The 11,766-nt window shown below is 60.2% G+C and carries 9 protein-coding genes and 1 tRNA gene; 7 read left to right on the forward strand and 3 right to left on the reverse strand.

The window, feature by feature from the left end:
* Positions 1-85: 85 nt before the first annotated feature.
* The 7 genes from hfq to BMH52_RS04675 all read left to right on the forward strand — a co-directional run bounded on the left by hfq (position 86) and on the right by BMH52_RS04675 (position 8,697).
* A complete protein-coding gene (gene hfq / locus BMH52_RS04645; protein ID WP_003188059.1) occupies positions 86-346 on the forward strand; it encodes an RNA chaperone Hfq in 261 nt (86 codons plus the stop codon).
* A gap of 12 nt (positions 347-358) precedes the next feature.
* On the forward strand, positions 359-1,660 hold the full coding sequence (gene hflX, locus BMH52_RS04650; protein WP_003188061.1) for a ribosome rescue GTPase HflX: 1,302 nt from the start codon (positions 359-361) through the stop codon (positions 1,658-1,660).
* Positions 1,661-1,756: 96 nt separating this feature from the next.
* Positions 1,757-2,932 carry an FtsH protease activity modulator HflK gene (hflK, locus tag BMH52_RS04655; protein WP_003188062.1) on the forward strand — a complete coding sequence of 392 codons (1,176 nt, stop codon included), beginning with the start codon at positions 1,757-1,759 and terminating at the stop codon, positions 2,930-2,932.
* Entirely contained in the window at positions 2,932-3,798 is an 867-nt protein-coding gene (hflC, locus tag BMH52_RS04660; RefSeq protein WP_003188064.1) for a protease modulator HflC, read from the forward strand. The genes hflK and hflC overlap by 1 nt, the downstream gene beginning before the upstream one ends.
* Before the next feature lie 293 nt (positions 3,799-4,091).
* A complete protein-coding gene (locus tag BMH52_RS04665; protein ID WP_003188066.1) occupies positions 4,092-5,279 on the forward strand; it encodes an ATP phosphoribosyltransferase regulatory subunit in 1,188 nt (395 codons plus the stop codon).
* Between the two features lie 54 nt (positions 5,280-5,333).
* Positions 5,334-6,623, forward strand: a complete 1,290-nt coding sequence (locus BMH52_RS04670; protein ID WP_014716669.1) for an adenylosuccinate synthase — start codon at positions 5,334-5,336, stop codon at positions 6,621-6,623.
* Between the two features lie 139 nt (positions 6,624-6,762).
* Positions 6,763-8,697: a methyl-accepting chemotaxis protein gene (locus tag BMH52_RS04675; protein ID WP_014716670.1), complete on the forward strand. Its 1,935-nt coding sequence runs from the start codon at positions 6,763-6,765 to the stop codon at positions 8,695-8,697.
* Positions 8,698-8,804: 107 nt separating this feature from the next.
* Here the strand turns inward: BMH52_RS04675 and BMH52_RS04680 are convergent, their stop codons facing one another.
* The 3 genes from BMH52_RS04680 to BMH52_RS04690 all read right to left on the reverse strand — a co-directional run bounded on the left by BMH52_RS04680 (position 8,805) and on the right by BMH52_RS04690 (position 11,614).
* Complete coding sequence (locus BMH52_RS04680) at positions 8,805-10,358, reverse strand: iron ABC transporter permease (RefSeq protein ID WP_073843033.1); 1,554 nt, start codon at positions 10,356-10,358, stop codon at positions 8,805-8,807.
* Positions 10,358-11,383, reverse strand: coding sequence for an extracellular solute-binding protein (locus BMH52_RS04685; protein WP_072434871.1), 1,026 nt, complete (start codon positions 11,381-11,383; stop codon positions 10,358-10,360). Before BMH52_RS04685 ends, BMH52_RS04680 begins: the two co-directional genes overlap by 1 nt.
* A 144-nt stretch (positions 11,384-11,527) precedes the next feature.
* Positions 11,528-11,614, reverse strand: a tRNA-Leu gene (locus BMH52_RS04690).
* Positions 11,615-11,766 lie beyond the last annotated feature (152 nt).

The raw sequence follows: 11,766 nt of genomic DNA on the forward strand, positions 1-11,766 counted from the left end.
ATTGCCGTCTATCCTTGGGGGTGTGACGGCCATAAGCTATCTATTTTCCGATTTTTTATTATTGATCCTTAAAGGAGTGCGGCACATGTCAAAAGGGCATTCGCTACAAGACCCTTACTTGAATACTTTACGTAAAGAGAAAGTTGGGGTTTCCATCTATCTGGTCAACGGCATCAAGCTGCAAGGTACGATCGAGTCGTTCGACCAATTCGTTATCCTGCTGAAAAACACCGTCAGCCAGATGGTTTACAAGCACGCTATCTCGACAGTCGTTCCAGTTCGTCCAATCCGTCTGCCTAGCGCAGCCGGTGATGAACAGGGTGACGCTGAGCCAGGTAACGCCTGATAGGAGTCTCCTTTGTTCTTTGAGCGCCACGGTGGTGGTGAGCGAGTAATCCTCGTTCACTTGGATGGACAGGACCCTGAGGCGCGCGAAGATCCGCAGGAGTTTCAGGAGTTGGCAAATTCGGCCGGCGCCGAGACCGTTGCGTTTTTTAACGTACCGCGTCATCGGCCAACCGCCAAATACCTGATTGGCAGCGGCAAGGTCGAGGAACTGCGCGACCTGGTTCATGCCGAAGAAGCCGATCTGGTGATCTTCAATCACACCCTCACGCCCAGTCAGGAACGTAACCTCGAACGTGTTTTCGAGTGTCGCGTGATCGACCGTACCGGCCTGATTCTCGACATTTTCGCCCAGCGCGCCCGTACCCATGAAGGCAAGCTCCAGGTCGAACTGGCCCAGCTTGATCACATGAGCACCCGCCTGGTTCGCGGCTGGACTCACCTTGAGCGTCAGGGTGGCGGTATCGGCATGCGTGGCCCGGGTGAAACCCAGTTGGAAACCGACCGGCGTCTGCTGCGGGTTCGCCTGCGCCAGATCAAGGGCCGCCTGGAAAAAGTGCGCAGCCAGCGCGAGCAGTCGCGACGTGGCCGTTCCCGTGCGGATATCCCTACAGTGTCGTTGGTGGGCTACACCAACGCCGGCAAATCCACGCTGTTCAATAACGTGACCAAGTCGGATGTGTACGCGGCCGACCAACTGTTCGCCACCCTCGACCCGACCCTGCGGCGTCTGGACATCGACGACCTGGGGCCGATTGTGCTGGCCGATACCGTGGGTTTCATTCGTCACCTGCCCCACAAGCTCGTCGAGGCATTTCGGTCTACGCTCGAAGAGTCGAGCAATTCCGACCTGCTGTTGCACGTGATCGATGCGGCCGAACCGGATCGCATGTTGCAGATTGAACAGGTCATGGTGGTGCTGGGCGAGATTGGTGCCCAGGACTTGCCGATCCTCGAGGTCTATAACAAACTCGATTTGCTTGAAGGCGTTGAGCCACAGATCCAGCGCGACGAGAACGGCAAGCCCCAGCGGGTCTGGTTATCGGCGCGAGATGGCAGTGGCTTGGAGTTGCTGGAACAAGCCATTGCCGAATTGCTCGGCAGCGATTTGTTCGTCGGCACCTTGCGCTTGCCGCAGCGTTTTGCTCGACTGCGTGCACAGTTTTTCGAGTTGGGCGCTGTACAGAAAGAAGAACACGACGAAGAAGGTGTCAGCTTGCTGGCCGTTCGATTGCCACGCTCGGAACTCAATCGGCTGGTCAGCCGAGAGGGTGTTGTACCGGCAGAGTTTATCGAACAACACACTTTGCAATAAAAGCCTGAGAAAGCGGTTGTGCCGCAGTAGCAGGCATTCTGTAGCATTGGTCGGCGCGCCGTGGGTGCGTCTTTGCTTTATCAGATGGAGAGCGCTATGGCTTGGAATGAGCCGGGTGGCAACTCGAATAATCAGGATCCTTGGGGTGGTAAGCGCCGCAATAACGGCGACCGCAAGGGGCCACCGGATCTCGACGAGGCCTTCCGAAAGCTGCAGGAAAGCCTGAATGGGTTGTTCGGTGGTGGAAAAAAACGTGGTGGTGACGACGGCGGTCGCACAAGCAAGGGCGGTGGCTATGGCCTGCTGGGCCTGGGTCTTGTCGTGCTCGCGGCCGTATGGCTGTACAGCGCGGTCTACGTGGTGGACGAGCAGGAGCAAGCCGTGGTGCTGCGCTTCGGCAAGTACTACGAGACTGTCGGGCCAGGCCTGAACATCTATTTCCCGCCGATCGACAAGAAGTACATGGAGAACGTGACGCGTGAGCGTGCGTACACCAAGCAGGGCCAGATGCTGACCGAAGACGAGAACATCGTCGAAGTGCCGCTGACCGTGCAGTACAAGATCAGCAACCTGCAGGACTTCGTGCTGAACGTTGATCAGCCGGAAATCAGTCTGCAACACGCAACCGAAAGTGCCCTGCGCCACGTGGTGGGTTCCACCGCCATGGACCAGGTGCTGACCGAAGGTCGTGAATTGATGGCCAGCGAAATCAAGGAGCGCCTGCAACGGTTCCTCGATACCTATCGCACTGGTATTACCGTCACTCAGGTGAACGTACAGAGCGCAGCGGCACCGCGTGAAGTGCAGGAAGCCTTTGACGACGTGATCCGTGCCCGTGAAGACGAGCAGCGTTCGCGCAACCAGGCTGAAACCTATGCCAACGGCGTTGTGCCGGAAGCCCGTGGTCAGGCCCAGCGCATCCTTGAAGATGCCAACGGTTACCGCGATGAAGTGGTCTCCCGCGCCAAGGGTGAGGCAGATCGTTTCACCAAGCTGGTCGCCGAGTACCGCAAGGCTCCTGAAGTGACCCGCGAGCGTCTGTACCTGGACACCATGCAGGAAGTCTTCAGCAACACCAGCAAGGTTCTCGTGACCGGCAGCAAAGGTGGGCAGAACAACCTGCTGTACCTGCCGCTGGACAAGATGATCGAAGGTGGTCGTAGCGGCGCTAGTGCACCGTCCACCGGTTCGAATGCCGCTGCCAACGAAGCGAGTGCCCGTGCGGCCGCTGACTTGCTGCAACAGCAAACACGTACCAGGGAGAGTCGTTGATGAGCAATAAATCGCTGACCGCCCTGATTGTGGGCGTCGTCGTGGTCATCGCTGCCTGGAACTGCTTCTACATCGTCGCTCAGACCGAGCGTGCGGTGCTGCTGCAATTCGGTCGCGTGGTCCAGGCGGATGTCCAGCCGGGCCTGCATGTGAAAGTCCCCTACGTCAACCAGGTGCGCAAGTTCGACGCGCGCCTGATGACCCTGGATGCACCGACACAGCGCTTCCTGACCCTGGAAAAGAAAGCCGTGATGGTTGACGCCTACGCCAAGTGGCGCGTCAAGGATGCCGAGCGCTTCTATACCGCGACTTCCGGCCTCAAGCAGATTGCCGACGAGCGTTTGTCCCGTCGTCTGGAATCGGGGCTGCGTGACCAGTTTGGTAAGCGCACCCTGCACGAGGTGGTATCCGGTGAGCGTGATGCGCTGATGGCTGACATCACCCGCTCACTGAACACCATGGCGGAAAAAGAGCTGGGTATTGAAGTGGTTGACGTTCGCGTCAAGGCCATTGACCTGCCCAAGGAAGTAAACCGCAGCGTGTTCGAGCGTATGAGCACCGAGCGTGAGCGTGAAGCGCGTGAGCACCGCGCCAAGGGTAACGAGTTGGCTGAAGGTATCCGTGCCGATGCCGACCGTCAGCGTCGTGTACTGCTGGCAGAAGCCTATCGTGAGTCTGAAGAGGCTCGTGGTGACGGTGATGCTCAAGCCGCGGCGATTTACGCCAAGGCCTATGGCCAGGATCAGGAGTTCTACGCGTTCTACCGTAGCCTGCGTGCCTACCGTGAAAGCTTCGCGAACAAAACCGACGTACTGGTGCTGGACCCAAGCAGCGACTTCTTCCGCTACCTGGAAAAGTCCAAGTAACCAGCCCGTGATTCTGTAAGGCGCACTCCGTCGGGCGGCTAAAATGCCTGGCGGGGTGATCCTTTCAGAAAACGGGTGTATGATGCGGCAGCCGGGAAATTCCCGGCTTTTTTGCGTCTGCATGTTTGATTCGGCAGGCGTGACAGGTTTTTCGAGGAAAGTGCCCGACGAGGCCGTTTGCAGGCCGTTCGTCACGTCGCTCTTGCGCGTGGTTTATGCAAGGGGCGGGTATTTTCTGCTTCACTCAAGGCTCGGCCGAGGGCTGGCCGCCCGGATCAAAGGGGAATGGCGTAATGGCAACGGTAGACCGCTGGCTGCTGCCAGATGGCATCGAAGAAGTACTGCCACCAGAAGCTGCGCGCATTGAAGTAGCGCGTCGCCAGGTGTTGGATCTGTTCCAGAGCTGGGGTTACGAGTTTGTCGTGACTCCCCATATCGAGTACCTGGAATCCCTCCTGACCGGCGCGGGCCAGGACCTGGATCTGCGCACCTTCAAGGTCATCGACCCGCAATCGGGCCGGCAAATGGGGTTCCGTGCCGACATCACGCCGCAAGTGGCGCGCATCGATGCGCACACCCTGCGGCGCGAAGGCCCGAGTCGCCTGTGCTACGCCGGTAGCGTACTGCATGCCCAGCCGCGTGCGTTGTCGTCTTCCCGTAGCCCGATCCAGTTGGGCGCCGAGTTGTACGGCGATGCCAGCCCGAGCAGCGATGTTGAAGTGATCAGCCTGATGCTGGCCATGCTGCAACTGGCGGATGTGCCGGATGTGCACATGGACCTGGGCCATGTCGGTATCTACCGTGGCTTGGCGCGCGCTGCCGGGTTGTCCGGTGAAGTGGAGCAGCAGTTGTTCGATGCCCTGCAGCGCAAGGCGATCGATGAAGTGATCGCTCTCACCGAAGGTGTGCCTGCTGAGCTGGCTGGCATGCTGCGGGCGCTGGTAGACCTGTGCGGCGGCCGTGAAGTGCTGGTGGCTGCGCGTGAGCGCCTGGCGAATGCGCCGGCACCGGTATTGGCAGCACTGGACGATGTGCTGGCAATTGCCGAGCGCCTGTCGGCACGGTTCCCGGAGCTGCCGCTGTATTTTGATCTGGGTGAATTGCGCGGCTACCACTACCACACCGGTGTGGTGTTCGCGGTATTCGTCCCGGGTGTTGGCCAGGCCATCGCCCAAGGTGGTCGCTATGACGATATCGGCGCCGACTTCGGTCGTGCGCGTCCGGCCACTGGTTTTTCCACCGATTTGAAAACCCTGGTGACCCTGGGGCGTGCTGAGGTCGAGCTGCCGTCTGGTGGCATCTGGATGCCCGACAGTACGGACGCAGCGCTCTGGCAGCAGGTTTGCCAGTTACGCCGTGAGGGTCAGCGTGTAGTCCAGGCCTTGCCTGGGCAGCCATTGGCCGCCGCCCGTGAAGCGGACTGCGACCGGCAATTGATTCAGCAGAACGGGCTTTGGCAAGTATCGCCACTGGCTTCTTGAGTTTCCCTGCCGGCCATCGCCGGCACCAAGTTTGCGCGAATGAGGACAAGTGTTATGGGTAAGAATGTCGTAGTCCTGGGCACCCAATGGGGTGATGAGGGCAAAGGCAAGATCGTTGATCTGCTGACCGAACATGCTGCCGCCGTAGTGCGCTACCAAGGTGGTCACAACGCTGGCCACACCCTGGTCATCGATGGCGAAAAAACCGTCTTGCACCTGATCCCGTCGGGTGTCCTGCGCGAAGGCGTGCAGTGCCTGATCGGCAACGGCGTGGTGGTTGCACCTGACGCCCTGCTGCGCGAGATCACCAAGCTGGAAGAAAAAGGCGTACCGGTGCGCGAGCGCCTGCGTATCAGCCCGTCCTGCCCGCTGATCCTGTCCTTCCACGTTGCGCTGGACCAGGCCCGTGAAAAGGCGCGTGGCGAGCTGAAGATCGGCACCACCGGTCGCGGCATCGGCCCGGCCTACGAAGACAAGGTTGCACGTCGTGGCCTGCGTGTGGGCGACTTGCTCAACATGCCGCGCTTTGAAGACAAGCTGCGTGAACTGGTGGATTACCACAACTTCATGCTGGTCGGTTACTACAAAGAGCCAGCCATCGAGTTTGAAAAGACCCTGGCCGAGTGCAAGGAATACGCTGAGCTGCTCAAGCCGCTGATGCTGGACGTGACGGCCGAGCTGCACGACCTGCGTCGCGCTGGCAAGGACATCATGTTCGAAGGTGCCCAGGGTTCGTTGCTGGACATCGACCACGGTACCTACCCGTACGTGACCAGCTCCAACACTACTGCTGGCGGCGTTGCCACCGGCTCGGGCGTTGGCCCGATGTTCCTGGACTACATCCTGGGCATCACCAAGGCTTACACCACCCGTGTAGGTTCCGGTCCGTTCCCGACTGAGCTGTTCGACGACGTTGGCGCACACCTGGCCAAGCAAGGTCACGAATTCGGCGCCACCACTGGCCGTGCTCGTCGTTGCGGCTGGTTCGACGCCGTTATCCTGCGTCGCGCTATCGATGTGAACAGCATCTCGGGCATCTGCCTGACCAAGCTGGACGTACTCGACGGTCTGGAAGCCATCAACATCTGCGTCGGCTACAAAGACGCCCAAGGCAACGATGTTGCCCCGACTGACGCTGACAGCTACGTGGGCCTGCAGCCTGTGTACGAAGAAGTGCCAGGCTGGACCGAATCGACCGTGGGCGCCAAGACCCTGGAAGAACTGCCAGCCAACGCCCGCGCCTACATCAAGCGTGTGGAAGAGCTGATCGGCGCACCGATCGACATTATTTCGACGGGCCCGGACCGCAACGAGACCATCGTTCTGCGTCACCCGTTCGCGTAATAAGCTGTTGATGTAAAAAGCAAAGGGCTCCTTCGGGAGCCCTTTGTCGTTTCTGCCTGGCAAACGGCACGACCCTTGCTGTGTTTCCCTCTTTCGAGGTGCTATCAAATTAGTGGCACCCGTGGTGGAGGGATTTCCAGTGTCTGCCGTTCTCTCGTTGTTACAAAGCCGTCTGTTGCGGCCGGTGTTCGTTACCCTTGGTATCGCTCTTTTGGTGCAAGTGCTGGTGGCCGTCGCGCTGACGCGGAGCACGGTGACGGCGCTGGAAGCCGATTTGGGCAATCGTCTGGGCATAGATAGCCAGAAGTTGTCTGGCGAACTGGCCCAGGCTGGCAAGGAAGTCACGTCCAGCCTGGACAGCCTCTCCGCCAGCACGCGCCAGCGCCTCACAGCCGGGCTTTCCACGCGCTTGCAGGAAGAGCAAAAGCAGTTGCGTGCGACGCTGGAAAAAGACCTGCAGGACTCCGCCAATGACATGGCGCAACTGCTGGCCTCGGTCGCGCCCCGTGCCATGTGGGACAGTGACGTGCCGACCCTTTCTGAGTTTGCCCGCCGGGCCCAGCGCAACCCCAATGTGCTGTTTGTGGTGTATGACGACGCCGCAGGCGAGCACCTGACCCGATACCTGAACCGCGAAAACCCTATCAACCAGGCCCTGCTGGCAAAGGGCGCAGGGGAGCGTGCCCTGGACAAGGTGCTGGACGCGGCCAAGACAGACCCCTCCGTGTATTACGTCGAAGCCTCCATCAGCCCCAACGGCGTGGAAATCGGCAAGGTGCGCATGGGCGTGTCGACCGCGACGGTTGAAGCCGACCTGCAAGCCTTGGATAAGCGCTTTGCCGCGCTGATCGCCAGCGGTGATCAGCTGGTGGGTGACAGCCTCAAGGGAGCCGCTGCTGACAGCGCCAACGCCATGGGCGCCCGGCTGCAATCGGCGCAAGCCACTGCCACGCAAATGACGGCCAACACGGCCGCCGCTGTGCAAGACGCGGCGGGCACCCTGCGCTGGCGTATCGGCATGGGTCTGGCGCTGGTGGGGCTTGGGGTCTTGCTGCTGATCGCTATTGTGCTGGGCCGGCGCGTGGTCAATCGTCTGAAGCTGCTGATTGCCGCGATGGATGACCTGGCGGCCGGCGAAGGCGACCTCACCAAGCGCGTGCAGATCAACAGCAAGGATGAAATCGGTGATATGGCCTCGGCGGTCAATCGCTTTGTGGATAAGTTGCAGCCCATCGTGCGGGAGGCAGGCGACGTGGCCCAGCGTACTGGTGTGGAAATCGGCGCCATGACGTTGCGCAATGCTGGCGCCGATGCGGCGGCGGGCTTGCAGCGTGATGAAGTGGCCGAGAGTTTGCGCGCTTTGTCGCAAATGGCCGATGAGGCCCAGGCCGAAAGCCACGCCATGCAGGCGGCCCTGCAGCAGGTGGTGGATATTCGCCAGGCCACGGATGAAAACTCACGGACCTCGGCCGAAGTTGGCAGCTTGATCGAGGCGTTGGCGGGGCAGGTGCAGGCCGGTTCCCAGGTGATCGAACGGCTGGCGCAGCAAAGCGAACAAATTGAAGTGGTGTTGACCGTGATTCACGGTATCGCCGAGCAAACCAACCTGCTCGCTCTCAACGCGGCCATCGAAGCGGCACGGGCTGGCGAGACTGGGCGCGGCTTTGCGGTGGTGGCCGATGAAGTGCGTGCGCTGGCCAGCAAGACTCAAAGCTCCACTGGCGATATCCAGGCGCATATTGTTGCGTTGCAGCAGGGCGCGCGTGAGGCCGTAGAAACCATTGGCAAGGCGGGGCGCCAGGCCAGTGAGGGCTTACTGGTGCTGCGCGACAGCGTGCGCTTGCAGCAGACGGTGCAGGCTTCTGTGGAGCAGGTGCATGCGGCGATTGGCCTGGCGACGCGCGCAGCCGAGCATCAAGCTCAGGGCGCGCATGCGGTGCGTGGGCGCGTCGAGGTGATTCATGCCCAGGCCGAGCGTGCGGCGCAAGCGGTGGTGGAGACGACGGCCAGTGGCAAGGTGTTGGATGGGTTGGCGGCGCAGTTGAAGGCGAGTTTGGGGCAGTTCAGGGCGTGAGGTCGTCTGGACTGGCCTCATCGCAGGCAAGCCAGCTCCCACATTCAACTGCATTCCAAAGTTGGAACTCGGTCACTGTGGGAGCTGGCTTGCCTGCGATAGCTGTTTCAGCGACTCAGATACATCCGAGTCGTGAGCAGATACACCGGCAACCCCGACACCACTATCAACAACGCCGCATACGGCGCCGCCGCCGCAAATTCCACATTCGAGGTATGTGCCCAGACGGCCGTCGCCAAGGTATTCAACCCGGTCGGGCTGAGCAGCAACGTCGCCGTCAATTCCTTCATCGCATCCAGGAACACCAAGGCAAACGCCGCCCCCAGCGCCGGAAAGATAATTGGCAGCGTCACCCGGCAAAACGCACTGAAGGACGATGCGCCTAACGTGCGCGCAGCCTCTTCCAACTGTGGCGCCGCCTTGTTCAGTGCTGTACGAATCGGCGCCTGTGCCAACGGCAAAAACAGCAGCGCATAAGCAATCAGCAATAACGCCGAGGTCTGGTACAGCGCGGGCACGTAATGCAGGGCGAAATACACCAGGGTCAGCGCAATCACCAGGCCGGGCAGGGCATGCAGTAGATACGGCAAGCGTTCGGCCCAGAGTGCCAACTGTCCTTTGTAGCGCACCACCAGCAGCCCAACCGGCACTGCCAGTACCAGGCACAGTGCGGCGCCGCCCAGGGAGAGCGCCAGGGATGACAGCAGCGCCTCGCTGATCTCGGCCATCGGAAACGCCGCTGACGAACCGACGGCCAACCAATAGCCGAGCATGCCCAGCGGGATGCCGCTGCCGATGATCGCCAATGCCAGGCAATACACCTGGCCCAATGGCGCCCACTTGCCGAGTCGAACCTGCTCGGCGTGCCGCGCCGCGCCCTGGCCGATGCGCACATGCCGGCCTTTGCCGCGTACGCGCAGCTCCAGCCACAGCAGGGTCAGGCACATCACCAGCAGCACTGCCGAGAGCATTGCCGCATTGGCATTGCTGAATTCCAGTTCGAACTGCTGGTAGATCGCGGTGGTGAAGGTCTGCAACCCGATAATCGACAGCGCGCCGAATTCCACCAGCATGTGCAGTGCGATCAATAGTGAGCCGGCCAGCAGCGATGGCCACAGCAGCGGGAGTGTGATGCGAAAGAACACGCCCCAGCGGTTGAGCCCTAGCGTGCGGGCCGATTCTTCCAGGGAGGGGTCTAGATTGCGCAGTGTTGCCGCCACCGGCAAAAATACCAGCGGGTATTTGGACAGGCTCATCACCAGGATCGCGCCACCGAGCCCCTCGAACTGAGCGCTCAGCGACACCCAGGTAAAGCTGCTGACAAACGCCGGCACCGCAAACGGCAGGCACAGGATCACGCCCCAGATGCGCCGTCCTGGCAGGTTGCTGCGTTCCAGTAGCCAGGCCAGGGACAGGCCGATCACGCCGCAGGTCAGGGTCACGCCGACCATCAATGCCAGCGTGTTGCGCAGCAGCCCGAACACATAAGGTCGCCACAGTAGATGCACCGCCTCCGTCCAGCCCGCCTGCCAGGCTTTGAGCCCGACATAGGCGAGCGGCAACAGGCTCAGGCCAACCAGCAATAGCACAGGCAGCAGCAGCCAGATTGACGGGCGTTTGCGACGGGGGGTGAACCCCGTGACGGAAAGCGATGGGTTCATCAGTTCAGGCCAACGTCACGTTCCAGCTCCAGGGCTTCTTCGGCGTTACCCAGGTCTGCGGGGGTGACCTTTGGTGGCTGCAGCTCGCTAAATGGCTTGAGGCCGCGGTTCGATTCCATGCCCTTGCGCAGCGGGTACTCGGCCGACGTGTTGGTGATCACGCGCTGGCCCTCTTCGCTGGCCATGAATGCCAGCAATTGCTGAGCTTCTTTGGGATGCTTGCTGGATTTGAGTGCGGCAGCGGAGGACACGGTGATCAGGCCGCCAGCATCACCATCGGTGAAGTAATGCAGCTGGGAGTCCAGGTTGGTTTTTTCCTTTTTCAGGGCGAACCAGTAGTAGTTGTTTACCAGCACGGTAGCCACTTCGCCGTTTTCCACGGCCTTGAGGGCGACCATATTGTTGCTGTACACCTTGCCGAAGGCGCGCAGGCCGGTCAGCCATTCTTCCGCGGCTTCGCGACCGTGCAGCTTGATGATTGCCACGGCTTGTTCCTGGAACGCGCCGCTGGTGGGCACGAAACCGACCTTGCCTTGCCATTCGGGGCCGGCGAAATCCAGTACCGACTTGGGCAAGTCTTTTTCCGCAATCAATTTGGGGTTGAAGGCTACGACGCGGGTGCGTGCGGTCACGCCCATCCAGTCGCCGTTTTTACCCACGTAATCCTTGGGCAGCACATTGAGGGTGCTGGCATCGATTTTTGCCAACAGGCCTTGCTCGCCGAGTTTGTTCAGGGGCGGTGATTCTTCGGTGTAGATGACGTCGGCAGGGGAGCGCTCACCTTCTTCGACGACTTGGCTGGCCAACTGGTTGCTGCTGCCTTTGCGCACGTTGACGTGGATGCCGGTCTTGGCTTCGAAGGCCTTGGCGAGTTCATCGCCGACTTCTTTGTGTTGGCCGTTGTATAAGGTCAGGGAGACCTTGTCGGCAGAATGGGCGGCGGGCGAGAGCAGGGTCAGGCTGAGTAGGGTGAGGGTCAGGCCGTGCAGAAGGGATGTCTTGAGTCGGTTGTCACGGATCATCATCCGAAGTGTTCCTCGCTTATATGCAACAAATCATTGCAAGGATAAACGATAAATCTTCTCAAGTGCGGATGAGGGGGAAATCACTGGGGAAGTTTTCAAACCCCGGAAACGAAAAAACCCGCTTTCGCGGGTTTGATCTGAATTTGGTGCCCAGGAGAAGACTCGAACTTCCACGACCTTGCGATCACCAGCACCTGAAGCTGGCGTGTCTACCAATTTCACCACCTGGGCAGCATCAACAACGTTGCCGCTGTTGATGGGGCGAACTATACGGCGGGGTTTTTAATCTGTAAACCCCTGATTCGAAAAATATAAATCAATTTTTCCGTTAAAAATCAAAGGCCTGAAACCAAAAAACCCGCTTTCGCGGGTTTGATCTGAAT

The organism is Pseudomonas sp. BTN1, assembly GCF_001907715.1.
Classification (GTDB): Bacteria; Pseudomonadota; Gammaproteobacteria; order Pseudomonadales; family Pseudomonadaceae; genus Aquipseudomonas; species Aquipseudomonas paracarnis.

What these genes read in the sequence shown, in the direction of transcription:
- hfq (WP_003188059.1), top strand. Translation starts at nt 86, where the DNA reads ATGTCAAAAGGGCATTCGCTACAAGACCCTTACTTGAATACTTTACGT.
- hflK (WP_003188062.1), top strand. Translation starts at nt 1,757, where the DNA reads ATGGCTTGGAATGAGCCGGGTGGCAACTCGAATAATCAGGATCCTTGG.
- hflC (WP_003188064.1), top strand. Translation starts at nt 2,932, where the DNA reads ATGAGCAATAAATCGCTGACCGCCCTGATTGTGGGCGTCGTCGTGGTC.
- BMH52_RS04665 (WP_003188066.1), top strand. Translation starts at nt 4,092, where the DNA reads ATGGCAACGGTAGACCGCTGGCTGCTGCCAGATGGCATCGAAGAAGTA.
- BMH52_RS04670 (WP_014716669.1), top strand. Translation starts at nt 5,334, where the DNA reads ATGGGTAAGAATGTCGTAGTCCTGGGCACCCAATGGGGTGATGAGGGC.
- BMH52_RS04680 (WP_073843033.1), bottom strand. Translation starts at nt 10,358, where the DNA reads ATGAACCCATCGCTTTCCGTCACGGGGTTCACCCCCCGTCGCAAACGC.
- BMH52_RS04685 (WP_072434871.1), bottom strand. Translation starts at nt 11,383, where the DNA reads ATGATGATCCGTGACAACCGACTCAAGACATCCCTTCTGCACGGCCTG.